The sequence below is a fragment of the Porphyrobacter sp. YT40 genome (assembly GCF_006542605.1).
In the GTDB taxonomy this organism is placed as follows: domain Bacteria; phylum Pseudomonadota; class Alphaproteobacteria; order Sphingomonadales; family Sphingomonadaceae; genus Erythrobacter.
Genome location: NZ_CP041222.1, coordinates 3,326,304 through 3,344,545, shown reverse-complemented (window position 1 = coordinate 3,344,545; position 18,242 = coordinate 3,326,304). Strand labels below are relative to the sequence as shown.

Here is an 18,242-nt window from a genome sequence, read left to right as displayed (position 1 = left end):
GCTTTTGATGATGCTTCGCGCGCGCGGCTTTATGGTTCTGGGACTGGCGGCGAGCCTTGCGGCCTGTTCGAACGAGGGCGAGCTGGTGATCGATCAGGGCGTCGGCATTGCCAGCGTGCTGACGCTGTGCCCCTCGGTCGGGATTCCCGACTACACCGGCGATATCACCACCTTCCGCCCCGGCGGAGACACCACCGTCGCCAGTCTCGATGTGACTGCGGCGATGACCGATCTGCGCTCGACCTGCAACGATGCCACCGACAAGGTCTATTCCGAGGCGACCTTCACGGTGAATGCCCGCCGCACCGACACGCGCGGCGCGCGCACGGTGGAGCTGCCCTATTTCGTTACCGTGCTGCGCGGCGGCAATGCCGTGGTCAGCAAGCGGGTGGGCACCGTCACGCTCGCCTTTGCCGACGGGCAGGAGCGCGCGGTCGCCAGCGGCAAGGCGGCAAGCTACGTCAACCGCGCCGATGCCGCGCTGCCCGAGGATATCCGCCAGAAGATCACCCGACGACGCCGCGCGGGCGATGCCGAAGCGGCGCTCGATCCGCTGGCCGATCCCGAGGTCAAGGCCGCAGTCGCCCGCACCCGGTTCGAAATGCTGGTCGGCTTCCAGCTGACCGAAGAGCAGTTGAAGTATAACGCGACGCGTTGATTTTTACGAAGGCGCATCCGCGCCTTCGTCCTCGGCGCGTTTCCTTCGGAGCGCCTGCGGGCGCGCGGTCGCGCTTGCGACGCCTGCGGCGTCGATTGATCAGCTTTCGTCCTTCCCCGTCCCGGGCTTGACCCGGGACCCCGCTTCCTATCTTGCACGCGCGATATTTCCGCGCACATCGCACGAGACAGCCATGACCAAGACCCTCTACGCCGCCCACACCGCGCTGATCGAAAGCGTCCTGACCGATCTGGTTGCCGAGGGCACTTTGCCCGCGGGCACTTCCTTCGCCAACGTCACGCTCGAGCCGCCGCGCGATCCCAGTCACGGCGATCTGGCGACCAATGCCGCGATGGTGCTCGCCAAGCCCGCGGGTCTCAACCCGCGCGCACTGGCCGAGGCGATCACCGCGAAGCTCGCCGCGCAGCCGGGCATCGTCAGCGCCGACATCGCCGGGCCGGGCTTCATCAACCTGCGCCTCGCGCCCGAGGCATGGCTTGCCGAGCTGCGCGCCATCGCCAGCCTCGGTGCGGATTACGGGCGCTCGCAGATGGGCGGGGGCGCGACCGTCAACATCGAATATGTCTCGGCCAACCCCACCGGGCCGATGCACATGGGCCATTGCCGCGGCGCGGTCGTCGGCGATGCGCTGGCGGGCCTGCTCGAATTCGCGGGCCATAGGGTCATCAAGGAATATTACGTCAACGACGCGGGCGCGCAGGTCGATGTCCTCGCCCGGTCGGTGCACCTGCGGTATCGCGAGGCACTGGGCGAGACGGTCACCATCCCTGAAGGGCTATATCCGGGCGAATATCTGAAGCCGGTGGGCGAAGCGCTCGCCGCCGAGTTCGGCGATCAATACGCTGCCGCGCCCGAAGACGAATGGCTGATCCTGTTCCGCACACGCGCGGTGGCGGCGATGATGGACATGATCCGCGAAGATCTGGCCACGCTCGGCATCCGGCACGACCTGTTCTCCTCCGAGGCCGAGCTGCAAGCCTCGGGCAAGGTCGACGCCGCCGAACAATGGCTGCGCGACCACGACCTCGTCTATGACGGCGTGCTCGAAGCCCCCAAGGGCAAGGCCCCGCCCGAAGACTGGGAGCCGGTGCAACTGCCGCTGTTCCGCTCGACCAGGTTCGGCGACGATCAGGATCGCCCGATCAAGAAGTCGAACGGGTCTTGGACCTATTTCGGCGCGGACCTCGCCTACCACTTCCAGAAAGCCCAGACCGCCGATGCGCTGGTCGACATCTGGGGCGCGGACCATGCTGGCACCGTCAAGCGGATCAAGGCCGCCGTCGCCGCGCTGACCAGCGCGGATGGCGCGGCGCCCAAGCCGTTCGAGGTGAAGCTCGTCCAGATGGTGCAACTGATGAAGGGCGGTCAGCCGTTCAAGATGTCCAAGCGCGCGGGCAATTTCGTGACGCTCGCCGATGTGGTCGAGATGGTCGGCAAGGACGTGGTGCGCTTCACCATGCTCACCCGCAAGCCCGATGCGCAGATGGATTTCGACTTCGACAAGGTGGTCGAAGCCTCGAAGGACAATCCGGTCTTCTATGTCCAATATGCCCACGCGCGCATCCGTTCGAGCCTGCGCAAGGCCGCCGACATGGGGATCACCCCCTCCGATGCGGCACTCGATCGGCTCGGGGCGGAGGAGCTGGCGCTGATCGCCCGCGCCGCGCAGTTCCCGCGCGAGATCGAAGCCGCCGCCCGTGCGCGCGAGCCGCACCGGATCGCTTTCTATCTCTATGATCTGGCGGGCGACCTCCATTCCTACTGGAACCTCGGTAACGACCGCCCGGAAAAGCGCTTCATCGTGGAACAGGACGCAGAGCTGACCGCGGCGAGGCTTTTCCTCGCAGCCGCAATCGGGCAGGTAATCCGCGGCGGTCTCGGCGTCTTGGGTGTCGAGGCGGTCGAAAGCATGTAATCTAGCGCATGTGAGCCATTGGGGGCCCGGAATTTCGCCATGATCGACGCCGAATACGAGGAACTGGACGAAGGGATGGACGGCGGCAACGACGGGTTCGGCGACGAGCTCGATCTGGCCGACACGGACAATCTCCCCTGGCTCGAATCCGACGAGGATGACGAGGACGCGGGCGGTTTCGACATGATGCAGATCGCGGGGTTCTTCACCCTGATGGTCGCGCTGCTGGCAGTCGTGGTCGGCGGGGTCTGGTGGGTCTCCAACCGCGCGGTGAGCAGCGATGTGGTCGCCGATGGCAGCGTGATCCCCGCGCCCGAGGGGCCGGTCAAGACCAGGCCCGAAGATCCGGGCGGCAAGACCTTCGCGGGCACGGGCAATGTCGCGCCGGTGGTGGGCGAGGGCGGATCGCGCCCCGCCGTGGTTGCCGATACCAACCTCCCGCCGCTTCCAGGCGGAACGCCGGGCAGCAAGCCCGCTCCGGCAACCCCTCCTTCTGCCGGTGCGACCAAGCCTGTGCCGGTCGCTCCGGCTGCGGAACCCGCCCCGGCGGCGGGAACGTCGGTCCAGCTTGCCGCCTATGGCACCCGCGCGCGGGCCGAGCAGGGCTGGGTCGATGCGCAGCGCCGCACCGAGAAGCTCAACGGGGTCAAGCACCGCGTGGTCGAGGGCAAGGTCGATATCGGCACGGTCTATCGCCTGCAGGCAGTCACCGGCAGCCGCGCGGAGGCCGACCGGCTGTGCGCCGCGCTCAAGACCGACGGGCTCGATTGTCAGGTCAAATAGATGGGGATTGGCGGGGTGTTGCCCCGGTCTTGAGCCCTTGTTGCCCTTGCGAGACCCGGTTTTGGGTGCGAGTCTGGCGCCACCATGATTCCGGCAATCTTCGGCCTCGGCGGCCCGCAGCTTACCCCTGACGAGCGCGCCTTCTTCCGCGAGTGCGACCCGGCGGGCTATATCCTGTTCGGGCGCAATTGTGTCGATCCCGCACAGCTGCGCGCGTTGACCGATGATTTGCGGAGCATCCACGGGCGTGACCGGCTGTTGATCTCGATCGATCAGGAAGGCGGGCGTGTCGCGCGGCTGCGGCCGCCGCACTGGGCGAGCTATCCTGCCGGGGCCGCCTTCGAACAGCTCTATGCCATCGCCCCCGCCAGCGCGATCGAGGCGGCGCGGGCCAATGCCACGGCAATGGGGCTCGAACTGTCGGCGATGGGCATCACGGTCGATTACCACCCGCCGCTCGATCTGCGCGTCCCCGGCGCACACGACGTGATCGGCGACCGGGCCTTCGGCAGCGACCCGGTGGCCGTGGCGGCGATCGGGCGCGCGGTGCTCGAAGGACTGGCGGCGGGCGGCGTGACGGGCTGCGTCAAGCACATGCCCGGCCACGGCCGCACCGATGTCGATACGCACAAGGCGCTCCCCACGGTGACCGCCTCGGCTGCGGAACTGGAGGACGACCTCGCCCCGTTCCGCACGCTCAACCACGCGCTGATCGGCATGACCGGGCACCTGGTATTCACCGCCTGGGATGCGGACAACCCTGCCACGCTCTCGGAAACCGTGATCCGCGACGTGATCCGCGGAAGCATCGGTTTCGATGGCCTGCTGCTCACTGACGACATCGACATGGAGGCGCTGGGCGGCTCGATCCCCGAGCGTGCTGGCCGCGCCCATGCGGCGGGTTGCGACATCATCCTCAATTGCTGGGCGAAGATGGACGATATGCAGGGCATTTGCGAGGTGCTTCCCGCCATGCCGCCCGCCACCGCCGCGCGGCTCGACCGGGCGCTGGCGGGCACCCGCATTGCCCCGGCGCTCGCCCCCGAAGCGGCTGACCTTCTTGCCAAGCGCGATGCGCTGCTGGCGCTGACAGGGGCTGCCGCATGAGCGAGGCCGATCAGCCCTTCATGTTCCCGCCCGAGGCGCCCCGGCCCGATTCGGATGCGCTCTACCTCGAACTGGGTGCGTGGGAGGGGCCGCTCGACCTGCTGCTCGATCTCGCGCGGCGGCAGAAGGTCGACCTCAGGCAGATTTCGATCCTCGCGCTGGTCGATCAATACCTTAGCTATATCGAGCGCGCCGGGGCGATGAAGCTGGAGCTGGCCGCCGATTACCTCGTGATGGCAGCCTGGCTCGCTTACCTGAAGTCGGCGATGCTGCTGCCCAAAGAAGAGCAGGAAGACCCGAGCCCCGAAGAACTCGCGCTGCGCCTGCAATTGCGGCTGCAACGACTGGGCGCGATGCGCGAGGCGGCGGGGCGGTTGATGGGGCGCGACCGGATCGGGCGCGACATCTTTCTGCGCGGCGCGCCCGAGGGCCTGCGCACCGACCGCAAGACCGTGTGGCGCTCCGACCTGTTCAGCCTCATCCAGGCCTATGGGCAGGTCAAGGCGCGCACCGCGCCGCGCATCTACCACGTCGCGAACCGCCCGGTGATGACGCTCGATTCGGCGCTGGAGCGGGTCGCGGCGATGCTCGGCGTGACGCTGGAGTGGATGGAGATCCGCGATTTCCTCCCGCCCCACGCCTCGCCCGAATTGAAGCGCTCGGCGCTCGCTTCCAGCTTCGTCGCTGCGCTGGAACTGGCCAAGCGGGGCCGGGCTGAGCTTGAGCAGGAGGGCGCCTTCGCCCCCCTGCGCATCCGCCGTCTGAAAGACGCAGCCGCATGAGCGAGCCCGAGCCCGAGCCGCTCGAACGCGCGGTGGAGGCGACGCTGTTCGCCGCCGAAGCGCCGATGAGCGTCGATGCGCTCGCCGCCCATCTCGGCGATGCCGCCCCCGGTGATGTGCGCGCGGCGCTGGCGGCCATCGCGGCGCACTATGGCCCGCGCGGGGTGCATCTGGTCGAGCGCGGCGGCAGGTGGCACTTCGAGACCGCGCCCGATCTCGCCCATCTGCTGCGCCGCGAGAAGGAGCAGGTACGCCGCCTCAGCCGCGCGGCCACGGAAGTGCTGGCGATCATCGCCTATCACGAGCCGGTGAGCCGCGCGGAGATCGAATCGATCCGCGGCGTGCAGACCAGCGCGGGCACGCTCGATGTGCTGATGGAGGCGGGCTGGGTGAAGCCGGCGGGCCGCCGCGAGGTGCCGGGCCGCCCGGTGATCTATGCGACTACGCCCGAATTCCTCGACCATTTCGGCCTCGCCAGCCGCCGCGATCTGCCCGGAATCGACGAGCTGCGCGCCGCAGGCCTGCTCGATCCGGTGGACGAGGCGATGGAGGCTGCGATGCGCTTCGACCCGGACGAGCCCGACGAAACCGACAGCGACGACGAAGACCCATCCTGATCCGTCGCACCGGGTAGCGCCCCCGCGCCAAGGCTCCTATATGGGGCTTCCACAGCAACACGAGACTCGCACCATGCAACCCGGTATCTGGCAAATTCTCATCATCGCACTGGTCGTGCTGGTCCTGTTCGGCCGCGGCCGCATCTCGGAGATGATGGGCGATTTCGGCAAGGGCATCTCCAGCTTCAAGAAGGGCATGAGCGAGACGCAGGAACCGCCGGCCAAGGGTCAGATCGAACCGCCCGCCGCCGACCCCGCGCCGACCGCGGCCCCCGCTCCCGCCCCGACTGCTGCTCCGGCTCCGACGCTCGACAAGTCCGACACCCCCGGCACCTGACCCTGCCAAGGAGGCGGGCTGACCGCACCCCCCTATGTTCGATCTCGGCATCGGAGAGATACTGGTCATCCTGATCGTCGCGGTGGTGGCGATCGGGCCCAAGGACCTGCCGCTGGCGATGCGCACGGCGGGGCGCTGGATCGGCAAGATGCGGCGCATTTCGGCCCATTTCCGCTCGGGCATCGACACCATGGTGCGCGAGGCCGAGCTGGAGGAAATGGAAAAGAAGTGGAAGGCGCAGAACGAGGAGATCATGCGCCGCTCCGCCGCCTTGACCGAGGCCGAAGCCGGTGCGCCGGTGATGACCGGGCCGCCGCCGGTGGAAACCTTGTCTCAGCCCGAGCCGCCCGCCGAACCGGCGCCGGAGCCCGCCGTCCCCGAAAGCGACGAGGCGCAGCCGCAGCTGCCGCTCGCCAAGGGCAATGGCGATGTTTAAGATCGACGATCTCGACGAGACCCGCGCCCCGCTGCTCGACCACCTGATCGAGCTGCGCACCCGCGTCATCCGCGCGCTGCTGGCGCTGGGGGTGGGCTTTTGCGTATGCCTCTATTTCGCCGACGAAATCCTCGGCTTGCTGGTGTGGCCGCTCAAGCAGGCCTTCCCCAATGGCGAGGGCCAGCTGATCTTCACCAAGCTGCCCGAGGTGTTCTTCGTCGAGCTGAAGGTTGCGCTGTTCGCGGGATTCATGGTCAGCTTCCCGGTGATCGCCAACCAGCTCTGGGCCTTCGTCGCGCCGGGGCTCTATGCGCGCGAGAAGAAGGCGTTTCTGCCGTTCCTGTTCGCCACCCCGATCCTGTTCGGCGCAGGCGCGGCGCTGGCCTATTTCGTGGTCATGCCGATTGCCTTCAACTTCTTCCTCGGCTTCGGCGGAGAGGCGGGCGGCATGAAGCTGGAGGCGCTGCCGAGCGCGGGCGAATATCTCACGCTGGTGATGCAGTTCATCCTCGCCTTCGGGCTGACCTTTCTGCTGCCGGTGCTGCTGCTGCTGCTGCACCGCGCCGGGATCATCACCCGCGCGCAGATGGCGGCGGCGCGGCGTTATGTGATCGTGGCGATCTTCGTGATCGCGGCGGTGGTGACGCCGCCCGATCCGGGCTCGCAGATCATCCTCGCGCTGCCGCTGTGGCTGCTGTTCGAGGGCGCGCTGCTGCTGATGCGGTTTCAGGAGAAGGCGGTCGAGGCCGACAAGGCCGCACGCGAGGCCGAAGAGGCTGCGGAGCGCGCGGCGGCGGAGTAGTTACTCCCCCTTCACCTTCACCCCGCCGATCCACACTCCGATCACCTTGGTCTGGCGCAGCGCGTCGGGCGCGGCGAGCAGCGGGTCGCGATCGACCAGTAGGAAGTCCGCGCGTTCGCCCGGCAGCAACCGCCCGAACCGCCCCTCGGCAAATCCGGCGAAGGCGGCATCGGACGTGAACCCGGCGAGCGCGGTTTCGCGGCTGACCGCTTCCTGCGGGAACCATCCGCCAAAGGGCTGGCCCTGCGCGTCGGTGCGGCTGATCGCGGCGGCCATCCCGGCGAAGGGATCGGCAGGCTCCACCGGCGCGTCCGAGCCGAAGGCCAGCCGCCCGCCCGCATTGAGCACCGAGCGCCACGGATAGGCCCCCTCGAGCCGGTCGGGACCTAGCCGCGCTTCGGCCATCAGCCGGTCGCTGGTCTGGTGGAGCGGCTGCATCGAGGCAATTACCCCGTTCTGCCCCATCCGGGCAATGTCGACCGGGTCGATGATCTGCGCGTGCTCGATCCGCCAGCGCCGGTCGCCCTTGTAGGTCTCGGACAGCTCCTCGACCGCGCCAAGCACCTCGTTGTTGGCGGCATCGCCGATCGCGTGGACGGCGGTCTGGAAATTGTCCATCGCTGCGCGGCTCATCAGATTGCGCAGCTGCGCCGGGCTGAGCAGCGGCAGGCCCTTGGCGCCCGGATCGTCGTGATAGGGGGCCTTCAGCACCGCCCCGCGCGAACCCAGCGCGCCGTCCAGATAGAGCTTGATGCCGCCCATCCGCAGCCGGTCGTCATAGAGCCACACGGTCGGCTCCGGCCCGGCGACGGTGTCGAGCGTCTCGAAGCTGTCGGCATAGGCCATGATGCGGATTTGCAGGCGGCCCGCATCGCCCGCGCGGCGGAAGGTGTTCCAGTCGGTGAGTTCGGTGCCCATGTCGGCGACTGCGGTCACGCCGAAGCCGAGCAGCACCTCCTGCGCCTTGATGAAGGCAAGGTCGCGGTCTTCGGGGCGGGGCGGGGGGACGACCTTGCCGACCAGCTCTACCGCCCGGTCGACGAACACGCCCGCCGGGCCGCCCTTGGCGTCGCGGATGATCTTGCCGCCGGCCGGGTCCGCCGTCTTGGCGGTGACGCCCGCGGTGGTGATCGCGAGGGTGTTGCCCCAGTTGGCGTGATTGTCCGCGCGTTCGAGCCACACCGGGCGATCGGCGACGGCGGAATCGAGTTCGGCGGCGGTCGGGAAGCGTCCGAGGCCCCACTTCTCCTGATTCCACCCGCGTCCAAGAATCCAGGGGCGGCCCGGGTTCTCTTCGGCAAAGGCCTTGATCTTCGCCAGCGCATCGTCGAGCGAGGTCGTGTCCGACAGGTCGAGCGTCAGCGCGCCAAAGCCGATGTCCATCACGTGGACGTGGGCGTCGATCATGCCGGGGATCATCACCCGGCCTTCGCCATCGATCAGGAAATCGGTGCGCGGCCGCGCCTCGCCGCGCGCGAGCAGGGTGGTGACCTTGCCGTCGTCATCGAACACCAGGCCGGTGAAGCGTTTGACCGCGCCGGTCTCGTCGATAGTCAGCCCGTCGACATTGTCGACCAGCGTATCGGCAAGGGCAGGGGCAGCCAGCGCCAGAGCGGAAACGGCGGCAAGCGAGCGGGCGAGCGTCAGCAGCATGGAGGTCCTTGATCGGAAGGCCAAAGGGATCGGCGGCGATGCCTATCGCCTTCGCGCAGCATTGCCAACTTTCCGCACACGAGGAAATCCTTTTGGCCAAATCGGCGCAGCGCTGATTGCCCTTACGGCTGCGAGCCTCTAATCGCGCTGGCACCATGGCAACGCACGTCGCAACCCAGAGCCCCAAGGGCGCCGCCGCCACTCCGGCCGACCTGACCCTCGACACCGTCCGCGCCGCCGCCGCGCGGATCGAAGGCGCGGTGGTCAAGACCCCGATGATGCACTCGATCACGCTGTCGGAGATTACCGGCGCGGATATCTGGCTGAAGTTCGAGAACCTCCAGTTTACCGCCGCCTACAAAGAGCGCGGGGCATTGAACGCGCTGCTGCTGCTCAACGACGAGCAGCGCGGGCGCGGCGTGATCGCGGCCTCGGCAGGGAACCATTCGCAGGGTTTGAGCTACCACGGCACGCGGCTGGGCGTGCCCGTCACCATCGTGATGCCGCGCACCACGCCCACGGTGAAGGTGATGCAGACCGAAAGCGTCGGCGGCAAGGTGGTGCTGGAGGGCGAGACCTTCGACGAAGCCTATGCCCATGCGCGCAAGCTCGAAGGCGAACTGGGCCTGACCTTCGTTCACCCCTTCGACGATCCCGACGTGGCGGCAGGCGCGGGCACGGTGGCGCTCGAGATGCTGGAGGTGAAGCCCGATCTCGATTGCATCGTCACCCCGATCGGCGGGGGCGGGCTGATTTCGGGGATGGCGACGGTCGCCAAGGCGCTCAATCCCGATATCGAAGTCGTGGGCGTGCAGGCGGGGCTGTTCCCCTCCATGTTCGATCGGATCAAGGGCGGCAGCCTGCCTTGCGGCGGGGACACGCTGGCCGAAGGCATCGCGGTCAAGGTACCGGGCGATTTCACCGCCAAGGTGATCGCCGAGCGGGTCGACGATATCCTGCTGGTGGATGAACCCGCGCTCGAAAAGGCGGTGGCGCTGCTGCTCCAGATCGAGAAGACCGTGGTCGAAGGCGCGGGCGCGGCGGGCCTCGCTGCGGTGCTGGGCAGCCCCAAGCGGTTTGCGGGCAAGAGCATCGGTCTGGCGCTGTGCGGCGGCAATATCGACACGCGGCTGCTCGCCAATGTGCTGCTGCGCGATCTGGCCCGGCAGGGCCGCCTCGCGCGGTTGCGCATCACGCTACAGGATCGCCCCGGCGCGCTGTTCAAGGTGATGCGCCTGTTCGACGAGCACAACGTCAACATCATCGAGATCTACCACCAGCGCATCTTCACCACGCTGCCGGCCAAGGGTCTGATCACCGACATCGAATGCGAAGCGCGCGATGCCGAGCAGGTCGAACGGCTGGTCGAAGGGCTGCGAGCCAAGGGCTATACCGTCCAGCTGGTCGAACTCGGCTGATTTCCGGAAAACGGGGGCGTCAGGTGCCCCTTTTTGCACCATAGCGGACCCGCTTTTGCGGCGAGCCGAGCGGGTCTTTGCATATTTCGCGACATTTTCATGGTTAAGGGACTTTTACCGGAACATCTGTGCGGGCATAAGATTTTCTTAACACTTTCGCCCACCCGCGATTCACTCGCAGCAAGGACAGGTCCCACCCGTGACGGCACCGATCCGCTTCCCCCGGTTTTTCGTGACCAGCCCCGCGCCCTGTCCCTATCTGCCGGGGCGCAGCGAGCGGAAGGTGTTCACCGAATTGAAGGGCCCGCACGCCGATCAGCTCAACGAAGCGCTGGGGCGCATCGGCTTTCGCCGCAGCCAGACGGTCGCCTACCGCCCGTCCTGCCTCGATTGTCAGGCCTGCGTTTCGGTGCGGGTGCTGGCGAGCCAGTTCCAGCCCTCGGCCACGCAGAAGCGCGACATGAAGCGCAACAGCGATCTCATCGTCAACGAATGCCGCCCCTGGGCGACCGACGAGCAATTCGCGCTGCTCTCGCGCTATCTCGGCCAGCGTCACCCCGATGGCGGGATGTCGGCGATGGACGAGATGGATTATGCCGACATGATCGAGCACACGCCGGTCGGCACCGTGGTCACCGAATATCGCGAGCCCGGCGCGAACGGCAAGCCGGGGCGGCTGGTCGGCGCCTGCCTGACCGACCGGCAGGGCGATGGGTTGTCGATGATCTATTCCTTCTACGAGCCCGATCATCCGGAACGCGCGGGGCTGGGCAATTACATCATTCTCGATCACATCCGCCGCGCCGCCGCCGAGGGCCTGCCCTATGTCTATCTCGGCTACTGGGTCGAAGGCAGCCCGCGGATGCAGTACAAGGTGCGCTATCGCCCGCTCGAACGGCTGACCCGCGAAGGCTGGCAGCTGCTCGATCCGGAGGAACAGCGCCGCCTGACCGCCGCTGCGACCGCGCCGCGCAATATCGCCGATGAACTCCCCGCAGGCGCGCGGGGCAAGGATGGACAGCCTGTCAAATTCACGGCCAGCTAGGGCCCGGCGACGTCTCACGCTCGGTTTTGCGCTGCTCGCCGGACTGGGTCACGGCGCGCTGGCGTTGGCAGCTGCGCCGCTTCAGGCGCAGGAGCAGGTCGAGCCGGAAGAGGTCGATCGTGATGACCCGCCAGCGGAAGCAGCGACGGCACCATCCGCGCAGACCGATCCGGAACCCGAATCTGCGCCGGTGCCCGACAATCTCGACGCGCTGATCCCCGAAGACGCGCTCGCAAATCCCGAGGCTTGGGCCGCTGGCGGCGTCGCTGACCAGTCGCCCGTTGTAGTGCCCGACGATCCGCTCGCCGAAGGGGCATTGGCCGAGGCCGGGCTCGCCGCCGACGCGCCGCCCTTCGCGACCGATCCGCTCGCCCCGGCTGGCGATGCCCTTGCCGATTTCGCGTTCGAAGAGCCCGAACCGCTTGCGCCCGATCCCGCGCTTGAGGCGCTGGCCAGCATAGACGCGCCGATCATGGCGGAATCGCCCGAACTGGCCGAAACCAAGATCGGCAGCACCCTCGTCCTCGCGCTTCCCGTCGCGCCCGATGCCTTCCCCGAAAGGGATGAATTCATCGACCGCTTCAGGGATCTGTCGACCCTGCGCTCGCTCGACAACGAGGGCGAATCCGTGCCGCAGATTGCCGCCCGCGCGCGCGCCGACGAGGAGCTGCTGGGCGATATCCTGCGCACCTATGGCTATTACAGCGGTGAGGTGGTGCGGCAATTGTCGGGTGGCCGCCGCGCGCGCGACGAGGAGGGCGATGGCCCGCGCTCCGACGTTGCCGCGGAGCCGAGCGTGCGGTTCGATATCCTGCCGGGCCCGCGCTACAGCTTCGGCCGCATCGGCCTCGGCGCGCTGCCCGCGCTGCCCGAACCCGATGCCAGCCGGTTGATCGCTGCCTTCGGGATCGAGCCCGGCGACCCACTCTATGCCGACCGCATCGTCGAGCGCGAACTGGAACTGCGCGTCGCGCTGGGCGAGACCGGCTATCCCTTCGCCGAGGTGGGTGAGCCCGAACTGCTGATCGACCATGCGCGGGTCGAGGGTGATCTGACCCTCGATGTCGAGCCGGGCGGCAAATATGTTTTCGGCCCGGTGGTCAGCAGTGACGATCGCTTCCTTTCCGGTCGCCATCTGTCGCGCATCGCCCGCTTCGATCAGGGCGACGTGTTCCAGCAGAGTCTCGAGACCGACCTGCGCCGCGCGGTGATCGCCACGGGCCTCGTCTCCAGCGCCACCGTGACCCCGCGCGAAACCCGCGCGCCGCAGGATGGCGAGCCGGGCGAAGTCGCGCTCGATGTCGAATTCGAACGCGCGCCCTTGCGCACCATCGCGGGCGCGATCGGTTACGGCACCGAGGACGGCTTCAAGGTGGAAGGCCGGTGGGAACACCGCAACCTCTTCCCGCCCGAAGGCGCGCTGCGGCTGCGCGGCATCCTCGGCACGCGCGAGGCGCTGGCGAGCGTCGGGGTGCGGCGCAACAACTTCCTCGGGCGCGATCAGGTGCTGACGGTCGATCTCTTCGCCAGCGACATCACTACGCAGGCGGTGGATTCGCGCGGGGGCGGGATGCGCGCGACCTTCGAGAAGGTGTCGAACATCCTGTTCCAGAAGCCGATCAGCTGGCAGATCGGCACCGAACTGCTCTACACCGACGAGCGCAACCGCGACGTGCGCATCGCGCCGGGCGCGCCGCTGCCGCGCCGCACCTTCCTGATCGGCGGGCTGTTCGGCAGCCTCACCCTCGACCAGAGCGACGACCTGCTCGATCCCACGCAGGGCTACCGCGCCACGGTATTCCTCGCCCCCGAAGTCTCGCGGCAGGGCGGGGCGGAGAGCTTTTATCTGCGCGCGCAGGGCGATGCGAGCTACTACCAGTCGCTCGGCCCCGCGGTGCTGGCGGGGCGGGTGCGCGCGGCGACCATCCAAGGCGCCGGGATCGACGCGATTGCGCCCTCGCGGCGGCTTTATGGCGGCGGCGGGGCCTCGGTGCGCGGCTATGGCTTCCAGGGCGTCGGCCCGCGCGATGCCGAGGGCAATCCCACCGGCGGCGCCTCGCTGGTCGAATTCGCGCTGGAGGCGCGGGTGGAGACCCCGCTGTTCGACGGAGCGCTCGAGGTCGTGCCTTTCATCGACGCTGGCTCGGTCAGCCGTGGATCGACCCCCGACTTCGACGAGATCCGCTGGGGGGCCGGGATCGGCATCCGCTACAAGACGACCTTCGGCCCGATCCGCGTCGATGTCGCAACCCCGCTCAATCCCGGCCCCTTCGATAGTCCGGTGGTGGTCTATGTCAGTCTGGGTCAGGCGTTCTGATGGCCGAGGAGATGACCCCTCCGCCCCCGACCACGCCCGAGGCCGAGCCCGCGCCCCGGCCCGCACCGGGCGGGCGGCGCAAGCGCGTGTGGGCCAAGCGGCTCGGCTGGGCGCTGGCGTTGCTGCTCGCCCCGGTTCTGCTGGTGGCGGGCTTCCTCGCCACACCGATCGGCAAGCGTTTCATCGCCGATCAGATCGCGGCGGTGGCCCCGGCGTCGGGCCTGCGCTTCACTGTCGGGCGGATCGAGGGCGATATCTATTCGCAGGCGGTGCTGCGCACGGTGACGGTGAGCGACCCCAAGGGCGTGTTCCTCACCATCCCCGAAATGCGGCTCGACTGGCGGCCGCTGCAATGGGTCTGGAGCGGGCTCGACATTCGCGAATTGACCGCCAGACGCGGGCGGCTGACCCGGCTGCCCGAACTGCTGCCGGGCGATCCCGATGCGCCGCTGCTGCCCGATTTCGATATCCGGGTGGACGAGCTCAATATCGAGGATCTGGTGATCGCCAAGGGCCTCGCCACCGATCGTGACGAGCGCGCCAATCTCACCGCGCGGGTCGATATCCGCCAGGGCCGCGCGCTGATCGACGCCAAGGCGCGGCTGGGCGCGCGCGATCGCATCACGCTGCTGCTCGATGCCGAGCCCGATGGCGACCGCTTCGTGCTGGCGGGCGATGCGTTGGCCCCGGCGGGCGGGGTGATCGGCGGGCTGGCGGGGCTGGAGCAAGGCTATTCCGGGCGGATCGTCGGCGATGGCAGCTGGGCGCGCTGGCGCGGTGCGGCGGTCGTACGGCAGGATGCCGCGGGCGATGCGCCCCCGGTCGCGGCCTTCCGCATCACCAATGATGCCGGGCGTTATGGCGTGCTCGGCCAGCTGCGCGCCGGGCTCGGGCCTGACACGGTGACAGGCCGCGCGCTGGGTGAGACCACTTCGCTTGCGGCCAGCTTCACGCTGGAAAACAGCGTGATCGAAGGGCGTGCCGCAGCGGTCTCGGACGGCATCGATCTGCGCGCTGCCGGGGTCGCCGATCTCGCCGACAATGCGGTCGACGGCGCGCGCGTGGCTTTCACGCTGCGCGACCCCGATCTGCTGGGCGAGACCGTGCGGATCGAGGGCGGCAGGCTGGTCGCCAGTCTCTCGGGTGCCTTCGACGATCTGGCGATCCGGCACGAGATCGATGTGCGTCGCCTGACCGCGTCGGGCGTCACCGCCACCGGCCTCGCGCAGGAAGGTGCCGCGCGGATCGACGGCACGGTGCTGCGCGTGCCGCTGGCGCTGACCGCCGAGCAGGTCGTCACCGGCAATGCCTTTGCCGACCCGCGCCTGATGCGCGGCCGGATGAACGGCGCGCTGACCTATGATTTCGCCAGCCAGAAACTCGCCGCCGATCAGACCCGGATCACCTTTCCGGGGCTGGAGGCAGAGCTGTCGCTGCGGGGTGATATCCCTGCCGGAGCCTATGCCATCGCCGGGCCGGTCACCGCGCGCGGGCTCAAGGTCGAAGGCGCGGGCAATGTCACCGCCAATGCCAAGATCCTGGTCAAGTTCGGCCCCTCGGTGCCCTGGAGCCTGCGGGCCAATCTGGCGGGCGTGCTGAGCGGGATCGGCAATACGACACTGGTCAATCTCGCGGGCGAGACGGTGCGCTTCAACGGCGAGCTCGGGATGGGCGCGGATCAGCCGATCGTGCTGCGCAACACCGCGATCACCGCGCCGCGGCTGACCGCGCGGTTCGACACCCGCGTGGTGCCCGGCAGCGGCGGCACCCGCACCGTGCTGTCGGGCAGCGGGCGGCAGGCGCAGTACGGCCCCTTCACCGTCGCCGCGCAGTTTACCGCCGACGGGCCGAGCGGGGAGCTGGTGCTGGCCGATCCCTATCCCGCCGCCGGGCTCACCGACGTGCGCATCGCGCTCGCGCCGAGCGATGAGGGTTTCGGGCTCGACGTGCGCGGCGGATCGCTGCTCGGCCCGTTCGACGGGCGGCTGGCGCTGTTCCTCCCCGAGGACGCACCGACCCGCATCGCAATCGAACGGCTGGAGGTCTATCGCACCACCGTCACCGGCGATGTCGTGCTGGGCGAGGCGGGGCCTTCGGGCGACCTCAGGCTGGCGGGCGGCGGGGTCAGCGGCACCATCGGCTTCCGCCCGCAGACCGGCGGGGCGACGGGCTTCGCGGTCGATCTGGCGGCGCGCAATGCGCAGTTCGGCGGGGCGACCCCGATCAGCCTCACCCGCGCCGACATCGCCGCGACCGGGCGCATCGCCGAGGGCAACACCAGCGTGGAGGCCGACATCACCGCTGCCGGGTTCAGTTACGGCAGCCTCAACCTCGCCAGCCTGACCGCGAGGGCGGATATCACCAATGGCCGGGGCAAGGTGACGGGCAATGTCGCCGGGCGGCGGGCGGATCGCTTCGCGCTCAACTTCGATGCCGATGTCGCGCCCTCGCGGATCGCGGCGGTGGCGCGCGGACGCTATGGCGGGGCGGAGATCACCATGCCGCGCCGCGCCGTGCTGACCGCGCAGGATGACGGCGGATGGGCGCTCGCGCCGACCCAGTTCGGCTTTGCAGGCGGCTTCGCGATTGCCTCCGGCGAGCTCGGCGGCGGCGAGACCGCGGTCGAGCTCAAGCTGTCGCGGATGCCGCTGCGGGTGCTCGATCTGGCGGGCGCGGACCTCGGCCTCGGCGGGCGCCTGACCGGGATCATCGACTACCGCCAGTCGGGCCGCGCACCGCCGACCGCCAGCGCTCGGGGCCGGATCGACCGGTTCAGCCGGGCGGGGCTGGTGGTCTCGTCCAAGCCGATCAACGTGCTCGGCGTGGTCAATCTCACGCCCCAGCGCCTGACCGCCGCCGCCCGCCTGTTCGAGGGCGATGACCGGCGCGGCGATGTGACCGTGGCGATCACCGGCCTCGCCCCCGATGGCGCGCTGACCGACCGGCTGATGCGCGGACGGCTCGATGCGCGGCTGGCCTTCGACGGCGCGGCGGAGACGCTGTGGCGGCTCGCCGCGGTCGAGGCCTTCGACCTCGCCGGCCCGGTTCGCATCGCCGCGCGCGCCACCGGGACGCTCGCCAATCCGCGCATCAACGGCTCGCTCGCCAGTGACGATCTGACCGTGTCGAGCGGCCTGACCGGCACCCGCATCACCAAGGTCAACGCCCGTGGCCGCTTCGCCGGATCGCGGCTTGAGCTGGTGCGCTTTGCCGGCGCGACCGCGGGCGGTGGGGCGATCAGCGGCAGCGGCACCATCGACCTTGCCGGGATGAGCGCGGTGCGCGGCCCCTCGCTCGACCTGCGGGCAGCTGCGAGCCGGGCGCGCCTGCTCGACGGCAACGGGCTGGAGGCGACCATCACCGGCCCGCTGCGGATCGTCTCCGACGGCAGCGGCGGCACCATCGCCGGGCGCGTCACGCTCGACCGCGCCAGCTGGGCGCTGGGCAATGCCGCCGAAGACCGGGCCCTGCCGCGCATCGCCACCCGCGAGATCAACGGCGAGGACGGGCGCAGCCGCACCCAAGCCTCGGCCCGCGACGCCAGCTGGCGCTACCTCGTCAACGCCAGCGCGCCCGGGCGGGTCGCGGTCGAAGGCCTCGGGCTCGAGAGCGAGTGGGGCATCGACATAGCGCTGCGCGGCACGGTGGACGACCCGCGCATCGGCGGCACCGCGCGGCTGGTGCGCGGCGACTACACCTTCGCCGGCACCCGCTTCGAACTCACCCGCGGCCGCATCCTGTTCGACGTGAACGAGCCGATCAATCCGCGCCTCGACGTGCTGGCCGAGACATCGAAGAACGGCACCAATGTCGACATCGCGATCACCGGCAATGCGCTCGCGCCCGCCATCGCCTTCTCTTCCGACCCGGCGCTGCCCGAGGAGGAAATCCTCGCGCGGCTGCTGTTCGGCGGTTCGGTCACTTCGCTATCGGCGACCGACGCGGTGCAGCTGGCCGCCGCGCTCGCCGCCTTGCAGGGCGGGGGCGGGGGGATCGACCCGATCGGCCAGCTGCGCCGCTCGATCGGGCTCGACCAGCTCCGCATCGTCAGCGCCGATCCGCTGATCGGGCGTGAGACCGGCGTGGCGATCGGCAAGAACATCACGCGGCAGATCTATGTCGAGCTGGTCACCGACGGGCGCGGCTACAGCGCCACGCAGGTCGAATATCGCATCACCAGCTGGCTGGCGCTGCTCGGCACGGTGTCGACCATCGGGCGCGATTCGGTGCTGCTGCAGGTCAGCCGGGATTATTGAGGCCTCTGTGGGCGCGGCTTGCGCCGCGCAGTATCCTCGCTCATGCAGCCTGAAGGCCGCGTCGCTGCGGGCGCGCGGTCGCGCTTGCGACGGCT

The 18,242-nt window shown here is 69.0% G+C and carries 14 protein-coding genes; 13 read left to right on the top strand and 1 reads right to left on the bottom strand.

Going from position 1 to position 18,242, the window contains the following annotated elements; all coding sequences use genetic code 11:
• Positions 1-7: 7 nt before the first annotated feature.
• From E2E27_RS15790 to tatC, 9 genes are all read left to right on the top strand, one after another.
• Positions 8-658: a hypothetical protein gene (locus E2E27_RS15790; protein ID WP_141460753.1), complete on the top strand. Its 651-nt coding sequence runs from the start codon at positions 8-10 to the stop codon at positions 656-658.
• 193 nt (positions 659-851) lie between these two features.
• The gene (gene argS / locus E2E27_RS15785; RefSeq protein ID WP_141460751.1) at positions 852-2,594 is read left to right on the top strand and encodes an arginine--tRNA ligase; all 1,743 of its coding nucleotides are present in this window, start codon (positions 852-854) and stop codon (positions 2,592-2,594) included.
• 39 nt (positions 2,595-2,633) lie between these two features.
• Positions 2,634-3,377: an SPOR domain-containing protein gene (locus tag E2E27_RS15780; RefSeq protein WP_141460749.1), complete on the top strand. Its 744-nt coding sequence runs from the start codon at positions 2,634-2,636 to the stop codon at positions 3,375-3,377.
• An 84-nt stretch (positions 3,378-3,461) separates the two neighbouring features.
• A complete protein-coding gene (gene nagZ, locus E2E27_RS15775; protein ID WP_141460747.1) occupies positions 3,462-4,484 on the top strand; it encodes a beta-N-acetylhexosaminidase in 1,023 nt (340 codons plus the stop codon).
• Positions 4,481-5,266: a segregation and condensation protein A gene (locus E2E27_RS15770; RefSeq protein WP_141460745.1), complete on the top strand. Its 786-nt coding sequence runs from the start codon at positions 4,481-4,483 to the stop codon at positions 5,264-5,266. The genes nagZ and E2E27_RS15770 overlap by 4 nt, the downstream gene beginning before the upstream one ends.
• Positions 5,263-5,883 carry an SMC-Scp complex subunit ScpB gene (gene scpB, locus E2E27_RS15765; protein WP_141460743.1) on the top strand — a complete coding sequence of 207 codons (621 nt, stop codon included), beginning with the start codon at positions 5,263-5,265 and terminating at the stop codon, positions 5,881-5,883. The genes E2E27_RS15770 and scpB overlap by 4 nt, the downstream gene beginning before the upstream one ends.
• Before the next feature lie 73 nt (positions 5,884-5,956).
• Positions 5,957-6,220 (top strand): twin-arginine translocase TatA/TatE family subunit, encoded by a 264-nt coding sequence (gene tatA / locus E2E27_RS15760; protein ID WP_141460741.1) that lies wholly within the window; start codon positions 5,957-5,959, stop codon positions 6,218-6,220.
• A gap of 34 nt (positions 6,221-6,254) precedes the next feature.
• The gene (tatB, locus tag E2E27_RS15755; protein WP_234036091.1) at positions 6,255-6,656 is read left to right on the top strand and encodes a Sec-independent protein translocase protein TatB; all 402 of its coding nucleotides are present in this window, start codon (positions 6,255-6,257) and stop codon (positions 6,654-6,656) included.
• Positions 6,643-7,458 (top strand): twin-arginine translocase subunit TatC, encoded by an 816-nt coding sequence (tatC, locus tag E2E27_RS15750; protein WP_181443473.1) that lies wholly within the window; start codon positions 6,643-6,645, stop codon positions 7,456-7,458. The genes tatB and tatC overlap by 14 nt, the downstream gene beginning before the upstream one ends.
• Here the strand turns inward: tatC and E2E27_RS15745 are convergent, their stop codons facing one another.
• Positions 7,459-9,111: an amidohydrolase gene (locus E2E27_RS15745; protein WP_141460737.1), complete on the bottom strand. Its 1,653-nt coding sequence runs from the start codon at positions 9,109-9,111 to the stop codon at positions 7,459-7,461.
• 155 nt (positions 9,112-9,266) lie between these two features.
• On the opposite strand from E2E27_RS15745, the gene E2E27_RS15740 reads away from it, so the two are divergent.
• The 4 genes from E2E27_RS15740 (at position 9,267) to E2E27_RS15725 (ending at position 18,147) form a co-directional block, all read left to right on the top strand.
• Positions 9,267-10,529, top strand: coding sequence for a threonine ammonia-lyase (locus tag E2E27_RS15740; RefSeq protein ID WP_141460734.1), 1,263 nt, complete (start codon positions 9,267-9,269; stop codon positions 10,527-10,529).
• Between the two features lie 199 nt (positions 10,530-10,728).
• Positions 10,729-11,574 (top strand): arginyltransferase, encoded by an 846-nt coding sequence (locus E2E27_RS15735; protein WP_141460732.1) that lies wholly within the window; start codon positions 10,729-10,731, stop codon positions 11,572-11,574.
• Positions 11,543-13,891 carry an autotransporter assembly complex protein TamA gene (locus tag E2E27_RS15730; RefSeq protein ID WP_234036090.1) on the top strand — a complete coding sequence of 783 codons (2,349 nt, stop codon included), beginning with the start codon at positions 11,543-11,545 and terminating at the stop codon, positions 13,889-13,891. Before E2E27_RS15735 ends, E2E27_RS15730 begins: the two co-directional genes overlap by 32 nt.
• A complete protein-coding gene (locus tag E2E27_RS15725) occupies positions 13,891-18,147 on the top strand; it encodes a translocation/assembly module TamB domain-containing protein (protein ID WP_234036089.1) in 4,257 nt (1,418 codons plus the stop codon). The genes E2E27_RS15730 and E2E27_RS15725 overlap by 1 nt, the downstream gene beginning before the upstream one ends.
• The last annotated feature ends 95 nt before the right edge of the window (positions 18,148-18,242 follow it).

Bases quoted from the DNA above. Each gene is read 5' to 3' on its own strand.
- E2E27_RS15790 (WP_141460753.1), top strand. From the start codon at position 8: ATGATGCTTCGCGCGCGCGGCTTTATGGTTCTGGGACTGGCGGCGAGC.
- argS (WP_141460751.1), top strand. From the start codon at position 852: ATGACCAAGACCCTCTACGCCGCCCACACCGCGCTGATCGAAAGCGTC.
- E2E27_RS15780 (WP_141460749.1), top strand. From the start codon at position 2,634: ATGATCGACGCCGAATACGAGGAACTGGACGAAGGGATGGACGGCGGC.
- nagZ (WP_141460747.1), top strand. From the start codon at position 3,462: ATGATTCCGGCAATCTTCGGCCTCGGCGGCCCGCAGCTTACCCCTGAC.
- E2E27_RS15770 (WP_141460745.1), top strand. From the start codon at position 4,481: ATGAGCGAGGCCGATCAGCCCTTCATGTTCCCGCCCGAGGCGCCCCGG.
- scpB (WP_141460743.1), top strand. From the start codon at position 5,263: ATGAGCGAGCCCGAGCCCGAGCCGCTCGAACGCGCGGTGGAGGCGACG.
- tatA (WP_141460741.1), top strand. From the start codon at position 5,957: ATGCAACCCGGTATCTGGCAAATTCTCATCATCGCACTGGTCGTGCTG.
- tatB (WP_234036091.1), top strand. From the start codon at position 6,255: ATGTTCGATCTCGGCATCGGAGAGATACTGGTCATCCTGATCGTCGCG.
- tatC (WP_181443473.1), top strand. From the start codon at position 6,643: ATGGCGATGTTTAAGATCGACGATCTCGACGAGACCCGCGCCCCGCTG.
- E2E27_RS15745 (WP_141460737.1), bottom strand. From the start codon at position 9,111: ATGCTGCTGACGCTCGCCCGCTCGCTTGCCGCCGTTTCCGCTCTGGCG.
- E2E27_RS15740 (WP_141460734.1), top strand. From the start codon at position 9,267: ATGGCAACGCACGTCGCAACCCAGAGCCCCAAGGGCGCCGCCGCCACT.
- E2E27_RS15730 (WP_234036090.1), top strand. From the start codon at position 11,543: ATGGACAGCCTGTCAAATTCACGGCCAGCTAGGGCCCGGCGACGTCTC.
- E2E27_RS15725 (WP_234036089.1), top strand. From the start codon at position 13,891: ATGGCCGAGGAGATGACCCCTCCGCCCCCGACCACGCCCGAGGCCGAG.